General features: G+C 61.2%; 15 protein-coding genes and 2 tRNA genes. 15 read left to right on the top strand and 2 right to left on the bottom strand.

From position 1 onward, the window contains the following. The first annotated feature begins 383 nt into the window (after positions 1–383). The 6 genes from ftsE (at position 384) to DXC52_RS06055 (ending at position 6,733) form a co-directional block, all read left to right on the top strand. Positions 384–1,604, top strand: a complete 1,221-nt coding sequence (gene ftsE / locus DXC52_RS06080) for a cell division ATP-binding protein FtsE (RefSeq protein WP_117746562.1) — start codon at positions 384–386, stop codon at positions 1,602–1,604. Next, complete coding sequence (gene ftsX, locus DXC52_RS06075) at positions 1,591–2,511, top strand: permease-like cell division protein FtsX (RefSeq protein WP_117746561.1); 921 nt, start codon at positions 1,591–1,593, stop codon at positions 2,509–2,511. The genes ftsE and ftsX overlap by 14 nt, the downstream gene beginning before the upstream one ends. A 135-nt stretch (positions 2,512–2,646) precedes the next feature. Next, complete coding sequence (locus DXC52_RS06070) at positions 2,647–4,782, top strand: ribonuclease R family protein (RefSeq protein WP_117746560.1); 2,136 nt, start codon at positions 2,647–2,649, stop codon at positions 4,780–4,782. 177 nt (positions 4,783–4,959) lie between these two features. Then, on the top strand, positions 4,960–5,565 hold the full coding sequence (locus DXC52_RS06065) for a recombinase family protein (RefSeq protein ID WP_055251867.1): 606 nt from the start codon (positions 4,960–4,962) through the stop codon (positions 5,563–5,565). 104 nt (positions 5,566–5,669) lie between these two features. Continuing rightward, complete coding sequence (locus DXC52_RS06060) at positions 5,670–6,251, top strand: VanZ family protein (protein ID WP_158554602.1); 582 nt, start codon at positions 5,670–5,672, stop codon at positions 6,249–6,251. A 122-nt stretch (positions 6,252–6,373) separates the two neighbouring features. Then, positions 6,374–6,733: an arsenate reductase family protein gene (locus DXC52_RS06055; protein WP_117746558.1), complete on the top strand. Its 360-nt coding sequence runs from the start codon at positions 6,374–6,376 to the stop codon at positions 6,731–6,733. A gap of 220 nt (positions 6,734–6,953) precedes the next feature. Here DXC52_RS06055 and DXC52_RS06050 read toward each other — a convergent pair whose 3' ends face one another. Beyond that, complete coding sequence (locus DXC52_RS06050; protein WP_117564211.1) at positions 6,954–7,364, bottom strand: hypothetical protein; 411 nt, start codon at positions 7,362–7,364, stop codon at positions 6,954–6,956. A gap of 265 nt (positions 7,365–7,629) precedes the next feature. Here DXC52_RS06050 and DXC52_RS06045 point away from each other — a divergent pair. The 6 genes from DXC52_RS06045 to DXC52_RS06020 all read left to right on the top strand — a co-directional run bounded on the left by DXC52_RS06045 (position 7,630) and on the right by DXC52_RS06020 (position 10,212). Continuing rightward, a tRNA-Gln gene (locus tag DXC52_RS06045) sits at positions 7,630–7,703 on the top strand. A gap of 17 nt (positions 7,704–7,720) precedes the next feature. Then, positions 7,721–7,797 (top strand) — tRNA-Glu (locus DXC52_RS06040). Positions 7,798–7,894: 97 nt separating this feature from the next. Next, the gene (locus DXC52_RS06035; RefSeq protein WP_117746557.1) at positions 7,895–8,812 is read left to right on the top strand and encodes a hypothetical protein; all 918 of its coding nucleotides are present in this window, start codon (positions 7,895–7,897) and stop codon (positions 8,810–8,812) included. Beyond that, positions 8,802–9,272, top strand: a complete 471-nt coding sequence (gene smpB, locus DXC52_RS06030; RefSeq protein WP_006235325.1) for an SsrA-binding protein SmpB — start codon at positions 8,802–8,804, stop codon at positions 9,270–9,272. Before DXC52_RS06035 ends, smpB begins: the two co-directional genes overlap by 11 nt. A 204-nt stretch (positions 9,273–9,476) precedes the next feature. After that, positions 9,477–9,980, top strand: a complete 504-nt coding sequence (locus DXC52_RS06025) for a flavin reductase family protein (RefSeq protein ID WP_117746556.1) — start codon at positions 9,477–9,479, stop codon at positions 9,978–9,980. 88 nt (positions 9,981–10,068) lie between these two features. Further along, positions 10,069–10,212, top strand: coding sequence for a rubredoxin-like domain-containing protein (locus DXC52_RS06020; RefSeq protein WP_035137395.1), 144 nt, complete (start codon positions 10,069–10,071; stop codon positions 10,210–10,212). Positions 10,213–10,363: 151 nt separating this feature from the next. Here DXC52_RS06020 and DXC52_RS06015 read toward each other — a convergent pair whose 3' ends face one another. Then, positions 10,364–11,656 carry an Nramp family divalent metal transporter gene (locus tag DXC52_RS06015; RefSeq protein WP_233504883.1) on the bottom strand — a complete coding sequence of 431 codons (1,293 nt, stop codon included), beginning with the start codon at positions 11,654–11,656 and terminating at the stop codon, positions 10,364–10,366. A 486-nt stretch (positions 11,657–12,142) separates the two neighbouring features. Between DXC52_RS06015 and gltB the strand changes: the two genes are divergently transcribed. The 3 genes from gltB to DXC52_RS06000 all read left to right on the top strand — a co-directional run bounded on the left by gltB (position 12,143) and on the right by DXC52_RS06000 (position 19,394). Then, positions 12,143–16,846, top strand: a complete 4,704-nt coding sequence (gltB, locus tag DXC52_RS06010) for a glutamate synthase large subunit (RefSeq protein ID WP_117746554.1) — start codon at positions 12,143–12,145, stop codon at positions 16,844–16,846. Between the two features lie 5 nt (positions 16,847–16,851). Further along, a complete protein-coding gene (locus DXC52_RS06005) occupies positions 16,852–18,333 on the top strand; it encodes a glutamate synthase subunit beta (RefSeq protein WP_117746553.1) in 1,482 nt (493 codons plus the stop codon). 353 nt (positions 18,334–18,686) lie between these two features. Continuing rightward, positions 18,687–19,394, top strand: coding sequence for a hypothetical protein (locus DXC52_RS06000; protein WP_117746552.1), 708 nt, complete (start codon positions 18,687–18,689; stop codon positions 19,392–19,394). The last annotated feature ends 156 nt before the right edge of the window (positions 19,395–19,550 follow it).

Below are 19,550 nucleotides of genomic sequence, written 5' to 3'. Positions count from 1 at the left end.
AAAAACCCTCTTTTTCCCCCCGCAACTCATGAAGACGCCCCTCAAGCACGGTCCCATCAGGAAAAAGGGCATATATCGACAAAGCGCAATTCAGACCCTTCCAGCTTTGTATATGCAGCACCTCAAGATAAACGCGGCGACCCCTTAGTTATCGCAGGCCGGGCACAGGGTTACTCTCCAAATCTTTCCGCAGGACGGAGGAGCCCCCGCCGCGCGAAGCGCGCAGCGGGGGCTCCGACATGTCCGAGGACGATTTGGAGAGTAACCCTGTACCCGGCCGACGGGATCCCTAAGCACGCCATGCTTTTTATGTGCAGTAAAGCTAATGCTGCTAAAATACAAAGCGCTCATGTAGTTTAAACGCACGACGATAAGGAGCACCAGTGGGTAACCACTTCCGTACCTCCGGTGCGGGCGATGATGCCCCCAAGACGCAGGCAGGCGTCCAGGGCAGTCGTTTCGCCACTCCGGATTCAGAGGGCCAGCCTGTTGCTCAGGCCCCCGCTCAGCCGGCAGATCAGGCACAGCCGGCATCCGATCCCTTTGCCTACAATCCAACCAGCGATGTCGCGCTTTCCGGCGCGGCGGGTTTTGAGCCCGTTCAGGCCGTGACCGCTCGCGTGGAGCAGCCTCAGGCTGGCGCCGCCACGCCGCAGCCTACCATGGCCGGCATTCCCGACCCCATGGCCCCTGCGACGCCGGCTCCTCAGCCTGCGCAGTCCGGTCTCTTTGCCGCTATTCCCGACCCCACGCAGCCTGCTGCCCCGGTGGTCGAGAGCGATCAGGCCGCCGAGGTCGCAAGCCTCGATAACGCGCTCAACAACCCCGATTTTACGTCGGTGTTTGCGCCCATCGATCCGCAGGCCAGCCGCAAGAAGATGGCCAAGCAGGCCGGTGTCGAGCCCGTCATCCTTATGGAGCATGTCACCAAGATCTATCCGGCACAGCCCAACAAGCCTGCACTCGACGACATCAACATCGAGATTTATCCGGGCGAGTTCGTCTTCCTGGTCGGTCACTCCGGCTCGGGTAAGACCACGCTGCTGTCGACGCTCAACCGCGACGTCAAGCCGACGAGCGGCCGCATCCTGGTTGCCGGTCAGGACCTCATGAAGATCAAGAACCGCAAGGTTCCGTTCCTGCGCCGCCAGATTGGCGCCGTGTTCCAGGACTTTAAGCTTCTGCCGCAAAAGACCGCCTACGAAAACGTGGCGTTTGCCCTGCGGTGCATCGGCAAGCCCAAGGGCGTCATTCGCAGCCAGGTGCCCGAGGTGCTGCGTCTGGTCGGCCTGGCCGATCAGATGGACTCGCTGCCCGACCAGCTTTCCGGTGGCGAGCAGCAGCGCGTTGCCGTCGCCCGCGCTATGGTCAACCGTCCGCCGCTGCTGATCTGCGACGAGCCGACGGGCAACCTCGACCCGGCGATCTCGCTGGGCATCATGAAGCTGCTCGAGCGTATTAACCGCACCGGCACCACCGTGATCGTCGCCACGCACGACCGCGAGATGGTCGATAGCATGCACCGTCGCGTAATCGCCCTCGAGGGCGGCCACGTTATCCGCGACCAGGAGAGGGGAGGTTACGGCAACTATGGCACCAACTAACGTAGGCTACTCCTTCAAAGAGGCAATCAGCCACTTCCTCCGTAACTGGACTACCTCGCTCGGCGCCGTCATCACGATCTTCCTTTCGCTGTTTATCATCGGCCTGTTTATCATGGGCTCTGCGATGCTGAACTCCGTGATCGGCACCGTCGAGGATCAGGTTGTCATCAACGCGTTCATTAGTGATGACGCCGATCAGGCTGATGTTCAGGCTTTTGAGGCCGAGCTTAAGACGTGGAATAACGTCAAGTCCGTGACCTATAAGGACAAGGACGACGCGCTGGCCGAGTATACGAGCAAGATGTCGGGCAACGCCGACGCCACCATGAGCGCGCTCGACGGCCAGAACCCGCTGCCCGCCTCGTTTGCGATTGAGATGGACGATCCGTCTCAGGTCGAGAGCACGGCCAAGAAGCTCAAGAAGAATGCCGACTTCCAAAAGATCGCGGACGACGGCGACGTCAACGCGAGCGTACTGTATGGCCAGGAGGAAGTAAGCCGCCTGTTCCAGGTGACCAACTACATCCGTATTGCCGCCGTGGTGCTCGTTGGCCTTCTGACCTTTATCGCGTTCATCTTTATCAACAACACGATTCGCCTGTCCATCACGGCGCGTCGTCGCGAGATTGCGATTATGCGTCTGGTCGGCGCCAGCAACGGCTTCATTCGTGGCCCGTTTATCACCGAGGGTGTACTGCAGGCCATTTTGGGCTCGCTGCTTTCCATCGGCGTTCTGGAGCTGCTGCGCAATCTGATGATTCCGCGTCTGCAGGAGAGCATCGGCTGGATGTCGTTTGCCCTGCCGATGCAGTACTACCTGGTGACCTATGCTGCGCTGATTCTGGTCGGCGTGATTATCGGTCTCTTTGGTTCTGCCATCGCCATGCGCCGCTACCTGCGCGTGTAGGCATGCCTGGAATTCATCCCTTCCAACGGGTCGTCTCTTATGGGGCGGCCCGTTTTTTGTCCCCTAGGGGACGGCAGAAAAGCGAATCATTTGGGTAGACTCTTTGGAGTTCGCAATCGATAGTTAGGAGGCGCCATGGGGCGCAATAACAAGCATAAGCGTGGAGCTCGCAATAAGCGCGGGCCGGTACGCAGCGAACGTCGTCCGAGCCTGACCGGGCGCGTGCAGCTCCATGAGCACAGTGCCTACGTTGTAACCGAAAACGGCGACTACAAGGTCATGGGTCGCGGCAAGCGTGAGATCATGGACGGCGATACCGTTGCTGTGAGCATTAAGAATAGCCCGCACGGTGAGCGGCGCGCCGTGATCGAAGGCGTGGTTGAGCGCGCAGCCATAAGCGTGGTGGGTACGTACCAGATCGCCGGTCCGCTCGGTGTGATTGAGCCGCTCGATTCGCGCCTGAAGGCCGACTTCTTCATTCTGCCCGAGGATACCTCGGCGGGTCGTCTGGGTGTCCACCCGGGTGATGCCGTTGTCGCGCGCATTTTGACCTACCCGACGCGCCTGGAATCGGGCACTGTGACGATCGAACGCCGCATTGGCGGAGATGACGCGCCCGATTTGGGCGTTCAATATGTGATGGCTCGCTACGGCTATACCGATAGCTATCCCGAGGCCGCGCTAGACGAGGCCGAGGGGCTTTCGCTCGATGTGTCCGCGGCGCTTAAGGACCCGCTCCGCCGCGATCTGCGCGACCGCTTTGTCATCACGATCGACCCGGTCGACGCGCGCGACTTTGACGATGCCATTTCGCTGGAGCGCACGCCCGAGGGTGGCTATAAGCTGGGTGTGCATATCGCCGACGTTTCACACTATGTGGCTTGGGACGGGCATATCGATCTTGAGGCTCGCCATCGCACGACATCGGTGTATCTGGCCGATCGCGTGCTTCCCATGCTGCCCGAACGCCTGTCCTGTGACCTGTGCTCGCTTCGCCCTGACGAGGACCGTCTTGCGTTTACCGTCGATATCGAGCTCGATGCGCAGGGTCGCGTGCGGCATTACGATCCGTACCCCAGCGTGATTCGCTCGCGTGTGCGTATGGACTATGACGGCGCCGAGGCGCTGCTGGTGCGTGCCGGCGCGGTTGAGTATTCGGTGCTGGAGGGTGCGGCCGAGGATGTTGCGGCTGCTGAGACCTCGCGCGAGGAAGCGCTTGAGCGCGGTCTTGCATGCGAGGAGAACGCCCGCGGCTACAACATCGACCTCGGCGATTTCCTTGTCGCCGCCAACGAACTCGCCGAACTTCGCCGTCGTATTCGTCGCGCCCGCGGCTCAGTCGATTTTGACACGGCCGAGATTCGCGCTCTATTGGATGAGGACGGAGTGCCCGTGCAGATTGTGGCGCGCGAGCGTTCGTGTGCCACGTCGCTTATCGAGGAAGCCATGCTGCTCGCCAACGAGTGCGTTGCAGAGTGGCTGGCGGACCGTGATATCGAGGCCTGCTATCGCGTGCATGAGGATCCGAGCCCCGATAGCCTGCACGGTGCCGCCGTTGCGCTGGCGCAGCTAGGCATCATCGACGATCGCCGTGCTGCCGGTATTGCCCTGGGGAGTCCCGATGAGCTGCAGGCTGCAGTCGATGCTGCCGCCGGTACGGCCAACGCACCGCTCGTCAACACGCTGCTTCTGCGCAGCATGCAGCGCGCGCTGTACAAGCCGCGCAACGAGGGCCACTTTGCGCTCGCCGCGCCGTGCTACTGCCACTTTACGAGTCCCATCCGTCGCTACCCCGATCTGGTGGTGCACCGCGTGCTCAAACTGCAGTTGGCCTACGAGCAGCTCGGCGGCAAGGACGCCTTGGTCCGTACGCCGCGGCTGATCGGCAAGGGGCGCGAGTCGCTGCCGCGCATTCTGCCGCAGATCTGCCGCGCATGCAGCGATGCCGAGCGCGCGGCAGATGCCGCCAGCCATGCGACACAAAAGATCAAGATTGCCCAGTACTATGAGGACCGTCTGGGCGAGCGCTATGCCGGAACCGTCTCGTGGGTTAGCAGCATGGGCCTCTTTGTGCGCTTGGATCTAACGCAGGTCGAAGGCTTGATTTCGATCAAGAGCCTGGGCAACGAGTGGTTCGAGTTCGACGAGGACGCGCTTACGCTGACGGGCGCCGACACGGGGACTCGTTACGAGCTGGGGCAGCGCGTGATTGTCGAGGTCTCGCGCGTCAATACCACGCGTGGGCACTTGGACTTTAAGCTTATCCATTAGCCAAATCCCGACTCATGGTGGGGGAGCGGAGGGCGGCCTTTCGGGACCGCCCTTCGCATTTGAATCGTGGCTACCTTGCCGTCTGCTCGGCCGCCCGCTTACCTGCTATTTGAGAGGTAGAACCTACCAAAATAAACCTGTCCCTTTTTGGCAGGTTTACAAGAAAGCGGGGATGAGATGGCGACGGTGTACGGTTATGCGCGGGTGAGTTCGCGCGATCAGAATCTTAATCGGCAGCTGGATGCGCTGGGCGCCTATGGCGTGGGCTCGGCGAATATTTATGCCGACCATGCGAGCGGCAAGGACTTCGATCGACCGCGTTATCGCGAGCTGCTGCACGTTCTGGGAGACGGGGACGTGCTGGTGGTGCTTTCTATCGACCGACTTGGTCGTAATTACTCCGAGATTCTTGAGGAATGGCGGCGCATTACCAAGGAGCTCGGGGTTGCCATTGTGGTGTTGGACATGCCATTGCTTGACACACGTGTCAGGGCCAGCGGCGCGCCGGATGTGACCAACACCCTGATTGTCGATATTGTGCTGCAACTGCTGAGCTACGTGGCGCAGGTGGAACGCGAGAATATCCATCGGCGCCAGGCGGAGGGAATTGCAGCGGCGCGGGCGCGAGGGGTCCGTTTCGGTCGACCTCGCAAGCCGTGCCCTCCTCAGTTTGAGCTGGTGCGCGATAGCTATGAGGCGGGCGATATTACCCGCAGCCAGGCAGCAAAGTGCCTGGGCGTGTGCGTGGGGACGTTCGATCGCTGGATGCGCGAGGCGGGGTAGGGGTTTGCGTCGCTTTGTCGCTTCCTGTTGCGATTCAAATTTTGATACGGTGACGATGCCATTTGTGGCTACACTCGCTGATATTCAAAAAAGGAGGTTGGCCCTTGGCTCGCGTAAAACAAATAATCGGATGGACCGCGATCGTTCTGTTCGCTGCAACGCTGGCGGGCATCTGGGTGCTGACGGAGCAAAACGCGGTGCAGACGTCGTTGCTGAGCGAGTCCACCGCGCGTGTGGTGGAGGGTCAGGCTACGGGCGTTCAGGCTGCCGATGCCACGGGTGAAGCCCAGACGGAGAACGGAATGACCGGAGGCGCCGATTCGGCTGCCTCGAATGTCCGGTCTGGCCGACTTGCTTCCATTCGCATGCGGGTGGGCACAAACGTCCGTCGCGTTGCCCATACCGTAGAGTTTTTCTTCGTCGGATTATTCGCCTCCGTGGTCGTGGTTTGCTTTTCCAGGCGTCCGTGGAGCGTATGCTCCCGTTGCGTGCCCGTATTGCTCTTTTGCGCCGCCTGCTCCGTTGGCGATCAGGTACATAAGATCTTTGTTCCCGGCAGGCATTTCGACGTTATCGATTTAGGATTCGATGCTGCGGGCTATGTCACCGCCATGCTGTTGGTATTGCTGGCAGCGGCGTTGGTGCGCCATGTGACTCGGCCGATCGGCGCCCATGCGAGGCGCTAGCCTTAAGACGAGACATCGCGACTGCCTATGCTTCGACATTGACTACAATAACGGCTGCAATCGCGAGTGGTCGTCGATGTGCAGTTTTCCAGACACCTGTTTTCTCTAAGAAAGGAAATCCCATGGCGGTATTGTTTGTTGAATATCCCAAGTGCTCGACCTGTAAGAAGGCCAAGGCATGGCTGGACGAACATGGGGTAGAGTATATCGATCGCGATATCGTTTTGGACAATCCCACGGCTGATGAGCTTGCGACCTGGATTGCTCGTTCGGGGCTGCCGGTGCGGCGCTTCTTTAATTCGTCGGGCATGAAATATCGAGAGCTGGGCCTGAAGGCGCGTCTGGATGCGGGCATGACGGATCGGGAGTGCTACGAGCTGCTGGCGACCGACGGCATGCTGGTCAAGCGTCCGCTGCTGGTGGGCGACGACTTTGCGATTCCTGGGTTTAAGGAAGCGACCTGGACCGAGGTGCTGCTGTAGTGGCTGCGGAAAGTGCGTCCCGTTTTGAGCTCGGATTCCGGGACGCAGTTTCCGGTTGAAGGGGCTAGCGGAAACCGTATCCCAGTTTGAGCGCGAAATCTGGGATACGGTTTCCGTTTGGGGCCTCTAGGGGAAAGCGCGTCCCGTTCTGGACGTAAATTCCGGGATGAGCTTTCCGGTTGGCGGGCATGCGCACTATCCCGGCTGGCGGGCATATGCGCTAATCCTCAAGCTGTGCCCATTCGTGCGGATCGTAGACCTTTACGTGCTTGTTGGGCTTGCCGCTCCAGTACTCCTCGTCCATAAAGGGCAGATATGCCTGAACGCCGGGGCAGATAAAGGGAATCCGCTGCTGTTGCAGTCGCTCGCGCTGGCGCTGCTCCAGGTGCGCCTCGGATATGACGGTCGGCATACCGGACAGCTCGACGAGGCTTGCCTGGATTCGCTTAAGGTCGGGGAGTCCCGCGTGCCATGACATCCGCATGATCAAAAAGGATGCACGGCGGTATTTTGCCTGCATCACCGTGATGGCGGGGCGCAGAGTGGGATGGATTTTGTCCCGTTCGGGCCAAAGATCAGCAGTGATCTCGAGCCCCAGGGTCTCCCATAGGTAATCAAGCTCTTCGTCCATGGCGCCTCGATATCCGTGCAATGATGACGGTTCGATTGTGCCATCGGTCGTGAGTGCTGCATTGTTGTAATCTACCAGCGGTAGATGTGGGATGTTTTACGGGCTTTGGCGCCGTACGTGTCGCTGGCGCTTCACAGGTCCTTCACGTGTTGGCCGTATTTGACTGAATTTCAAAAAAGTCAAAATTGGGGCTTGCGTCACGGCCGGACTTCCCGTATATTTCTTTCTTGCGCAAAGGCACAGCCGAGCGCAGCGATGCAGTCATTGGGATGTCGTCTAATGGCAGGACAGCGGATTCTGGTTCCGTCAATGGGGGTTCGACTCCCTCCATCCCAGCCATTGCATTTGCTACATATGGCCCGTTCGTCTAGCGGTTTAGGACGCCGCCCTCTCAAGGCGGAGATCACCAGTTCGAATCTGGTACGGGCTACCAAAATTGAACGCCCGGGCCTCGTAAGAGACCCGGGTTTTGTGTATTGACCGATGTTTAAGGCGCGCGTTGAGTCTGCCGCCCGGACCGAGGAGTTGTCATGGACCTGCCCATCAGCTTGCAAGACATCACATATGCCGAGAACTATCTGGCGCAGGGCGACCTGGCTACGGCGACGCCGCTGCTGGAGCGCCTGGTGGAGCTCGCCGAGGAGTATATCGACGCCGAGTGCAAGACGGAGGAGAAGCGCCAATACTTCAGCTTCGATAGCAAGTTTGAGCGCTTGGCCTATCGCCGCGTGGAGAAGGATCCGCGCGAGCTCGTGCAGGTTGAGGTGCCGTTTGACCGCCTGTACTCTGACATGGCGTTTGCCTACATTCGCCAGCAGGATTATGTGAGCGCTCGTAATGCCTTGATGCAGGCTGTGCGTTGGGACCCCATGAACTGCAACTATCGCTTGGATTTGGCCGAGCTGTTCCGCGCTCTCGAGGACAAGCAGGAGTGGGCTTCGCTTTCGTTTTCGGTGCTGGAGCGTGCAAGCGATGGCAAGTGCGCCGCCCGCGCTTACGCCAATCTGGGACAGTACTTCTCGGAGCCCGAGACCGAGAACATTTCGGCTGCCGTGGGCTGCGCGCGTCTGGCGCTGCGCCTGGCGCCCAACGATACGCATACGACGCGCCTGCTCAACAAGATCCATACTACCTATCCGGATGCCGCCGAGGAGAGCGACGAGCACGTGATGGGCGAGCTGGCGTTGCAGGGCGTTCCGACCTCACCTTCGGCCGAGATTGCAATCTGCCTGATTATGTGCGCGACCGATGCTGCAAGCGACGGCGACAAGCAGGAGGCGACGCGCCTGACGGTGCGTGCTCGCGACTTGGTGGGCGAGGAAGCCTGCGCGGCGATTATCAAACTGGTGCGCGAGAGCGATGCCGAACTCAATGCCGAGCGCAAGGCAAAGCGCGAGGCTGCGGGCTCAAACGCCGATGGCGCCAAGGAGGCCGACGATGCCCAGTAAGCGCGAGCGCAAACTCATCTCCAAGAATCGCTCGGCACATCACGAGTACTTTATCGATGAGACATTTGAGTGCGGCATTGAACTGAGCGGCACCGAGGTCAAGTCGATTCGCGAGCGCGCCTGCCAGATCACCGATACCTTCGCGCTGATCCGCGGCGGGGAGTGCTGGCTCGTCGGCCTGCATATCCATCCTTATAGCCATGGTGGCGTGTGGAATCGCGATCCCGACCGTCGGCGTCGTCTGCTGCTGCACCGCAAGGAGATCGACTTTCTTGACGGCAAACTTCGCAACCGTGGTTATGCGCTGGTTCCGTTGGAGCTCTACTTTAATACGGACGGCCGCGTAAAGCTGCTGCTGGGTCTGGGTCGCGGCAAGAAGCTCTACGACAAGCGCGAGGACATGGCCAAGCGTGATGTCCAACGCGAGATCGACCGCGCCCTTAAGGAACGCAACCGCTAGGCACTCTGTAAGTTGCGGTGGAATACGGACTGTTTTTCCTGTTTGAGGGGCTATTCAGTCCCTATTTCACCGCAACTGCGGGCGTCTCATCTTTCTTACTGTTCTGACACATATGTCTCAAAGGCGGCGTCCGTTATGGGTGCCGCCTTTTTTGTGGGTACATACATTCATGAGGTTCCAACCCGAGCTAGGGGAGTGATCGTTATGGACAAAACTGCGTTCTTTACCATGCCGAGCGGTCTGTACGTGGTGAGTGCTGCGGCAGACGGGCTGCGCGCCGGCTGCGTCATCAACACTGCGGTGCAGGTGACGTCCATGCCGCCGCGTATTTCGGTTGCCGTGAACAAGGACAATGTCACCTCGGGCGTTATCGCATCGGCCAAAGCGTTCGCGCTGACCGTGATCGATCAGACCGCCGACATGCTCTACATCGGTAACTTTGGGTTCCGCACCAGCAGCGATTATGACAAGTTTGCCAAATACGAGACCCGCGAGACGGCTCTGGGCATGCCCTATGTGCCCGAGCATGCAGCGGCCCTGTTTAGCTGCCGTTTGATCGACACTGTGGATGTGGGCACGCATCTGCTGTTTATCGGCGAGGTCGAGGATGCCGAGCGCCTGAGCGACGAGACGCCGCTGACGTACGACTACTATCACAAGGTGCTAAAGGGCAAGACGCCGCCCAAAGCCTCGTCGTATCAAGGCTAGAAATGTTCTAAAAATACTTGCATTATCTTATTGAGAATATATACTAATAAGTAAGTACACCAGCAGTCACGTTCGAGAGGAGAACATCATGGCTGAGGAGAAGAAGACGTATAAGTTTGTGTGCACCGTTTGCGGTTACGAGGTTGAGGTCGACACGCCCGAGCTGCCCGAGGACTACGTGTGCCCGGTGTGCGGCGTCGGTCCCGATCAGTTTGAGCTCGTCGAGGAGTAACTCGCAGGCACACGGCGAAAGCCGAACATAGCTCTGTCCAAGGGTTCCGGTCGAATTCTCGGCCGGGACCCTTTTGATTTATCTGACGGTTTAAAACGGTCTCACGTGTTACAGATTAAGACGTTATATCTGGACGGTCACGCCATCCCAATTACATCCCCGTTAGCAGCACGATGTCGAGAATCGTCACGATGACGCCGATCCCTACGAGCAGCGCGTTGAGCGGGCGCGAGTTGGCGTATTTGCCCATAACGCGGGCTGAGCTGGTGAGCCGTATGAGCACAAAGACCGTAATCGGCAGCTGAAGCGACAGCAGTGCCTGACTCCAGATGAGACCTTCAAAAGGATTTGGGATGACCAGACACGCCGCCACTGCGCCGGCGAAACAGGCCGCTACCCCGATCGAGGAATGTCGGTCGTGGATGTCGTATTCCTCGTCGAACATGCCCGCGGTGATGGTTCCCGCCGCCATGCCCGCTGTCACGCTGCTCGATAGTCCCGCGAACAGCAGCGCTACCGCAAAGATGGTCGAGCTCGCCGGGCCCAAGATGGGGGAGAGCGTGGCCGCTGCGACGGCGAGGTCGTCTACGACAATGCTGTGCGCAAAGAAGGTCGTTGCGGCCAGGATGACCATGGTCGAGTTGATTGCCCAGCCCACGCCCATCGAAAAGAGCGTGTCGAAGAGCTCGTAGCGCAGACGTTCCTCGATAACTTGCTCGCCTTGGCCTTCGAAGTGCATGGATTGGATGACCTCGGAGTGCAGAAAAAGGTTGTGGGGCATAACGACCGCACCCAGGACACTCACGATAATCGCGGCAGAGCCAGTGGGCATACTGGGCGTGATCCAGCTTGCGGCGGCTTGCGGCCAGTCGACCTTGACTAGCGCAAGCTCGGCCAAAAACGAGAGTCCTACCACGCCGACGAAGGCGATGATCCAGCGCTCGGCACGCTTGTAGGAGTTCGTCATGAGCATTGCCATCGATGCCGCGGCCACGATGACGCAGCCGGCGCGCACGGGCAGCCCAAAGAGCATCTGGAGCGCGATCGCACCGCCCAGGACTTCGGCCATGGCGGTGGCGATGGTCGCGAGATAGGCGCTGGCAAGCACCGTGCGCCCAACGAAGCGGGGAAGGTAACGTGTCGTGGCCTCGGCAAGACAGGCGCCCGTGGCGATACCCAGGTGTGCCGCGTTGTGCTGCAGCACAATGAGCATAATTGTGGACAGCGTGACGATCCACAGCAATGCGTAGCCAAACTGCGAGCCCGCGGCCATATTGGAGGCCCAGTTGCCCGGGTCGATAAAGCCGACGGTCACGAGCAGCCCGGGGCCGACATGCCGGGCGATATCCAGACCTCCGTGGCCTCCGGTGCGGTGCGAGCCAAAGTGTTGTTTGGGATGGTTGAGCATGGTGAGCTCCTGCGTGCCGTTTGTTTGACGCCGCAAAGGATACCCGTTTTAGGCTAAAAAGTTAACCAAGACTAACAAGATTGTTGTATTTGAATAGGATGGTGGAAGGGGATTGCTGAAATGTCTTGATCTGTAACAACTAGGGATGGAAATTGGACCTAGGTGTTACAGATCGAGACAGGAAGAAATGGTCCTATGGAAAATCTCGATCTGTAACAGTTGGCTGCAAAAACCGGCCCTTCGTGTTACAGATTGAGACAAACCAAAACCGTCCTGCAGAAAATCTCAATCTGTAACATCTAGGCGCCAAAATTGGGTCTTCGTGTTACAGATTGAGATGTTTGAAGCGGTGAGTTTACAGGTCGAACTTGGGGCCCTTGTTGTCACCCTTGAGGTCGGCGGTACCCACTCGTAGGGCGTGCGTTACGCGATTGTTTCGAAACGGGCGGGAAACACAACGGGCCGGCGATGCTCCTAGTATGCCTAGTCAACTGACTGTCTAACACCTAGGGGAGGATCGCGATGCAGGCAGATTCCGCTCAGCAGCAGGGCCTTTATCGCCCCGAATTCGACCACGATGCATGTGGCATCGGCGCGCTTGCCGATATCAACGGCGAGCGCCATCACCAGATTCTGGACGACGCACTGTCCATTCTGGTCAACTTGGAGCACCGCGGCGGCACCGGACTCGAGAAGAACACCGGCGACGGCGCCGGAATCCTGTTCCAGGTTCCGCATCATTTTTTCCGCAAAGAGGCCCAAAAGTGCGGCCAGATTCTGCCGGCAGAGGGCGACTATGGCGTGGCCATGCTGTTCTTCCCGCAGGACGACAAGGGCGTAGAGGATGCCCGTCGCGTGTTTGAGGAGGGCTGCGCCGAGGCCGGCGTGCCGCTGCTCTTTTGGCGCGAGGTGCCCGTCGACCCGCACGACCTGGGTGAGACGGCCCGCGCCTGCATGCCTACCATCCTGCAGGCCTTTCTGGGCCGCCCCGACGACACGCCGGTCGGCGACGCATTCGAGCGCCGCCTGTACGTGTGCCGCCGCACCATCGAGAAGAAGGCCGACGCCGAGTTTGCCCTGCGCGACAAGATTTTCTACGTCTGCTCCATGAGCTCGCGCACCATCGTGTACAAGGGCATGCTGGTCGCCACGCAGATGCGCCGCTTCTTCATCGATCTCAACGACGCCGCCGTCAAAACGGCCGTGGCGCTCGTCCACTCGCGCTACTCTACCAACACCACGCCCAGCTGGGAGCGTGCGCACCCCAACCGTTTTATCATTCACAACGGCGAGATCAACACCCTCAAGGGCAACGTCAACTGGATTCGCGCCCGCGAACCCAACCTGTACAGCCCCGTGTTGCAGCACGATCTTGAGCGCGTGATGCCCATCATCAACCGCGAGGGTTCCGACTCCGCGATTCTGGATAACGTGCTCGAGTTCCTGGTCATGAACGGTCGCCCGCTTACGCGTGCCGCGTCCATGTTGCTGCCCGAGCCGTGGGACCACAACGACAGCCTGAGTGAGGAGTGCCGCGCCTACGACGCTTACCAGTCCATGCTCATGGAGCCGTGGGATGGCCCGGCGGCCATCGCCTTTACCGACGGTCGCACGCTGGGTGCCGCCCTCGACCGTAACGGCCTGCGTCCCGCCCGCTACTATGTGACGCGCGACGGTCGCTTTATGCTGGCAAGCGAGGTGGGCACCATCGAGGTGCGCCCCGAGAACATCCTGACGAGCGGCTGTCTGGGGCCGGGCCAGATGCTCGAGGTCGACTTTGCCCGCGGCCGCGTGATCTACAACGACGAACTGCGCGCCCGCTATGCCAAAGAAAAGCCCTACCGTGATTGGATTGCCGAGGAGACGCTGACCGTTGACGCGCTCGATGAGCCCGTTGCGGCAACGCCCGCCGAGGACGCCGAGGTGCCCGCCGCCGTACGCATGGCCAAGCTCGGCTATCACTGGGATGATGTTGACGAGGTCGTGCGCCCCATGGCCCAGCAGGGCAAGGCCCCGCTCGCCTCGATGGGCATCGATGCGCCGCTGGCCTGCCTGTCCAAGAAGACGCGTTCGTTCTTCGACTACTTCTATCAGCTGTTCGCTCAGGTCACGAACCCGCCGATCGACGCTCTTCGCGAGCATATGGTCACCTCGACCACGCTCTACCTGGGTAACCACGGCAACCTGCTCGAGGACTCCCGTACGGCCTGTCAGCTGGTGCGCCTGGAGCGTCCGCTGCTGAGCGAGGAGGAGTTCGAGCGTATCTGCGCCATCGACCGCGTGGGCTTTAAGACCCGCCGTTTCCGTGCCGTCTACCGCCGCGATGCCGGCGAGGGTGCGCTGCAGGCTGCGCTCAAGCAGCTTGCAGAGGACGTTGAGGCCGCGGTCCGCGACGGCGTGAACATCGTGGTGTTGAGCGATCGCGCCGGAGCGGGCGAGGTGCCCGTGCCGTCGCTGCTCGCCGTGGGCTGCGTGCACAACCACCTGATCCGCGCCGGCGTGCGTACCTTTGCCGACATCGTGGTGGAGTGTGGCGACGCCGTGTCCCCGCACGACTTTGCGGCGCTGGTGGGCTATTCCGCGAGCGGTATCTATCCGTACAACGCGCATGCGTGCATCCGCGACTTGGCGGCGCACGGCGATCTGGACGTGACAGCCGAGCAGGGCATCGCCAACTACAACAAGGCCGCGACGGCGGGCATCGTCTCCATCATGTCCAAGATGGGCATCTCCACGGTGCAGAGCTACCACTCCGCGCAAATCTTTGAGGCCGTCGGCTTTACGCCGGAGTTCGTCAACGCGTACTTCGCCGGCACGGTGAGCCGTGTGGGCGGTATGGGTGTCGAGGACGTTGAGCGCGAGCAAAACGAGCGTTACGACGCCGCGCTCGCTATCCTTAAGAGCCAGGCTCCCGATCAGCTGCCCACGCTGGGTCTGACCAAGTGGCGCCCGCTCGGCGGCGAGGATCACCTCATCGATCCACAGACTGTCTACTTGCTGCAGACCGCCTGCCGTGAGGACAGCTACGACACCTTTAAGGAGTACAGCGCCCGCCTGCACCGCACCGGCCGTGCCGTGCGCCTGCGCGACTTGCTCGACTTTAACGCTAACGGTCGCACGCCGGTTTCGCTCGACGAGGTCGAGCCCGCGCTCAACATCGTCCGCCGCTTTAACACCGGCGCTATGTCGTATGGCTCCATCAGCAAAGAGGCACACGAGTGCGTGGCCATCGCCATGAACCGCCTACACGGCCGTTCCAACTCCGGCGAGGGCGGCGAGGATCCGCGTCGCGAGACCCCGTTGGCCAACGGTGACTCCAAGAACTCCGCCATCAAACAGGTGGCAAGTGCGCGCTTTGGCGTGACGAGCCGCTATCTGTGCAGCGCCTTTGAGATTCAAATTAAGATGGCCCAGGGCGCCAAGCCCGGCGAGGGCGGCCACCTGCCCGGCAAGAAGGTCTACCCCTGGATCGCCGAGGTCCGTCAGTCCACGCCCGGTATCGGCCTGATCTCGCCTCCGCCGCACCACGACATCTACTCCATCGAGGACCTGGCAGAGCTGATCTTTGACCTTAAGAACGCCAACCCCGGCGCGCGCGTGTCGGTCAAGCTGGTCAGCGAGGCCGGCGTCGGCACCATCGCCACTGGTGTTGCCAAGGGCGCTGCCGACAAGATTTTGATCAGCGGCCACAACGGCGGCTCGGGTGCCGCTGCTCGCGATTCCATTTGGCACGCCGGTCTGCCGCTGGAGCTCGGTCTTGCCGAGGCCCAGCAGACGCTGCTGCAAAACGGCCTGCGCTCGCGCGTGGTGCTCGAGGCCGACGGCAAGCTCATGGACGGCACTGACGTCGCCGTCGCCTGCCTGCTGGGTGCCGAGGAGTTTGGCTTTGCGACCATGCCGCTCATCTCGATGGGCTGCCTCATGCAGCGCGACTGCCAGCAGGATACCTGCCCGGCCGGCATCGCTACGCAAAACTGCCGCCTGCGTCGCGGCTTCCGCGGCAAGCCCGAGCACGTCGAGCACTTTATGCTCTTTGTGGCCGAGCAGCTGCGCGAGGTCATGGCGAGCCTGGGCTTCCGCACCGTCGACGAGATGGTCGGCCATCCCGAGTGCCTGCGCCAGATCGAGGTCCCGGGCAACCGCAAGGCCAACCTGCTCGATCTGTCGCCCGTGCTGGCAAGCGCGACCTGTGAGTTTGGTGCCCACATCCCGGGCGCCGACGGCCGTCACTTCCTGCCCCAGATGGCTGCGGACAGCGAGCTCGACAAGACGCTCGACTCCACGCTGTTTGTGCCCTATACGGCCGATGCCCGTGCGCACCTGCGCCCGATTCGCTTCCGCGCCGATATCGCCAACGTCAACCGCTGCGTGGGCACCATCCTGGGCAACGCGGTGACCAAGGCGCATCCCGAGGGCCTGCCCGCCGGTTCCATCACCATCGATTGCGATGGCTCGGCCGGTCAGAGCTTTGGCGCGTTCCTGCCGCGCGGTGTGACGCTCAACGTGTGCGGCGACGCCAACGACTACTTTGGCAAGGGCCTTTCGGGCGGCGAGGTCTCCGTGCGCCCCAACCCGCGTGCGACCTACAAGTTCGACGAGAACATCATCGTGGGCAACGTGGCGTTCTTTGGCGCCACGAGCGGCCGTGGCTTCATTAACGGCCTGGCCGGCCAGCGCTTTGGCGTTCGCAACTCCGGCGCCACCGTGGTGGTCGAGGGCTGCGGCAACCATGGCTGCGAGTACATGACGGGCGGCCTGGCGCTCATTTTGGGCGAGGTCGGGCAGAACTTCGCCGCCGGCATGACAGGCGGTGTGGCCTATGTCTATGACCAGTACGGCACGCTCGATGCCCGCGTGAACCACGAGAGCGTTGAGCTCAAGGCCCCGACGGCCGACGAGCTGGCGCGGATCCGCAAGCTTATCCAGGAGCACGTGGACGCAACGCAGAGCCCGCGCGGCATTAAGCTGCTCTACAGCTTTGACTCGATGAGCAAGCGTTTTGTGAAGGTCATCCCGACCGAGTACGAGCGCGTGCTGGCGATTGTCGCCGCCGCCGAGGGCGCGGGCAAGACGCACGCGCAGGCCGAGGAGCTGGCGTTTGACATTGTGACCGGTCGCGCTGACGCTGCCGATGTCGCTCGCTTTGATGTGGCGGGTGGCGCTGTGGCTGGTGCTGCGGGCGCCGCCGCTGCCAGCTCTGTTGCTTCGACCAAGAAGGAGGCGTAAGTGCCATGGGTAAGCCCGGTGCTTTTCTTGATATCGATCGCGTGACCCACGAGCTTCGCCCTGTGGAGGAGCGCAGCCGCGATTTCGATCCGCTGTACGTGGAGCTCGACGACGACGCGCGCCGTGCTCAGGCGAGCCGCTGCATGATGTGCGGCGTGGCGTTTTGCCAGATGGGCGCGAGCTTTGGCAAGGCGCGCCCGAGTGGCTGCCCGCTGCACAACCTGATTCCCGAGTGGAACGAGCTGGTGTATCGTGGCCGCTGGGACGAGGCGGCCGAGCGTCTGTCGCTCACCTCACCCATGCCCGAGTTCACGAGCCGCGTGTGCCCGGCGCTGTGCGAGGCCGCGTGCAACTTGGGCTCGGTCGACGGCCAGCCCACGACGATTCACGACAACGAGCGTGCGATCAGCGACCACGAGTGGGCCAACGGCGGCCCGCGCCGCTTTGAGCCGGCGGGGGAGGGCGCGCCCACGGTTGCCGTGGTGGGCTCCGGCCCTGCTGGCCTGGTGGCCGCGTGGGAGCTCGCCCGCCGCGGCGCCCGCGTGACGGTGTTTGAGCGCGACGACCGTCCGGGCGGCCTGCTCATGTACGGCATCCCCAACATGAAGCTCGAGAAGTCCGTGGTCGAGCGTCGCGTGGCACTCATGCGTGAGCTGGGCATTGTCTTTGAACTGGGTGCCGACGTGAGCGATCCTAAGGTTGCCGCCAAGCTTGACGACTTTGACGCCGTCGTGGTGGCTGCCGGCGCCCGTGCTCCGCGTGGCCTTTCGGCTGCGAACATTGACGCTCCGGGCGTGGTGTACGCCGTGGACTATCTGACGGCCTCGACCGTCTCAGTGCTCGACGGCGGCGAGCCTGCCATTGACGCGCGTGGTCTGGATGTCGTGGTCATTGGCGGCGGTGATACCGGCAACGACTGCGTGGGTACCGCGGTGCGCCAGGGTGCGCGCAGCGTGCGCCAGTTTGAGTTCTTGCCGGCGGCGCCCGATAAGCGCGCGGCGAGCAACCCCTGGCCGCAGTGGCCCAACGTGAAGAAGACCGACTACGGCCAGCAGGAGGCCATCGCTGCCATGGGTGGCGAGATGCGTGCCTGGGGCGTGGATACGCTCGAGGTGCTGCTGGACAAGAAGGGCGCGGCTGCGGGTTTGCGCGTGGTCGACCTGGACTGGTCGGCGGGAAAGCCGGAGCGCATCGCGGGCTCCGAGCACGAGGTGCCGGCGCAGCTGGTGCTCATCGCCTGCGGCTTTACCGGTCCCGAGCATGGCGTGTTCGACGCTGTTCGCGTGCCTGTCGCCACCGCTGGCCGTCCGCTGCCCGTGATGGCTGTCGAGGGTTCGCACCTCGCGGCTCGCACGGACGGTGTCGCCGCCGATGCCACGCCGGTATATGTGGCCGGCGACGCCCGCAACGGCAGCTCGCTCGTGGTGAACGCCATGGCCGATGCCCTTGCCTGCGCAGCCGAAGTCGCCGATGCGCTGGAGCTGTAAAGTAGTTATTTAAGAACGTCCCCAATGACTAGTCATTTTTTGTCTAGTCGTTGGGGACACTCTTTGTGAGCGATTTGCCCGTTTGTCGACGCGCGAGTGTCCATTCGGCGTCTTCTTGAGCTGTGGCGCTCTGCTGTTTCTGTGATGGCCGGGGGCGCTTGGCTCAAAAGGACGGGTTTGCCGTCTATGTTTACCTGCGGTTTTGTTGCGGTGCGCATTTTCGGTCAAGCTTTTCGTCAAGTGCTTGGTCAGCATCTGGTTTGCAGCCGGAGGCCTATTTTGCCCGCGCTGGTCGTGGCCGACCACCCTCCTCGTAAGCTTAAATTGAGGTCTATCAGTTTGAGGAGGATGCCATGACTGACCACGCTTTAGACCGAGCGCAGCTAGCCGAAGCCGTCGGCAACGATATTGCCGACATGGCCCATTTTTGGATGCTGCGGAAGTTTCAGTTTTTGGAGTCGGCGCGCGAGCAGTTCGAGATTATCGTCGACCCCTGGCTCAGCTATTGCACCGAGCCTTCGCAAAACGAAAACATGGCCTACAACATGGCATTTACCGATTGGCTGCTCTTCGAGCGCCCCTATCGCCATGGCAAGACGCTGCTCGAGCTGTATGTTGACGAGAGGCCGGCATCGCTTTCGCCTGCCTCGCTCAAGCGGCTCGAGCAGGTACGCGACACGCAGTATTTCTCGCGCTTTGGCATTTTGGACAAGGACCCCGCGACTGGCATGGTTGAGCTGAAGGATGCGCGCACCGATCGACGTTTTGATGTCTACGACCCGCATATCGTGCAAAAGGAGCATTGGAGCGACGGCGCGATTGCGGTGCGCCTCGCTTGCGTCGACGATGTCTGGCTGACGGCGGGACAGCTCTATTTGTATGACATCGCGCGCCTGAGTGACACGGCGGTCGATGGACCGGGTGCGGTGCATCCGGAGGACCTGCAGGATGGCTTTGACACCTCGTGTATCAGCTTCTTTTTGCGCCTGGTCCGCGACATCATGGGTGCCCAGGGGCGCTACGTAAAGTCGCTCAACATCTACGAGCAGGAGTGGGAGTAGGGGATGGGCTGTCGCAGCGCCGCCGCGTGTCTATTTGTCTCGATCTGTAACGTTTAGGGACAAAAAACCGGTCTACCTGTTACAGATCGAGACGAACGCTTGGGTGCCGCTGGTTTGTCTAAATCTGTAACGTTTGGGGGCCTGGAGAACGTCTAA

The organism is Collinsella sp. TF05-9AC (genome assembly GCF_003438495.1).
Classification (GTDB): domain Bacteria; phylum Actinomycetota; class Coriobacteriia; order Coriobacteriales; family Coriobacteriaceae; genus Collinsella.
This window is presented reverse-complemented; position numbering and strand designations above follow the sequence as displayed.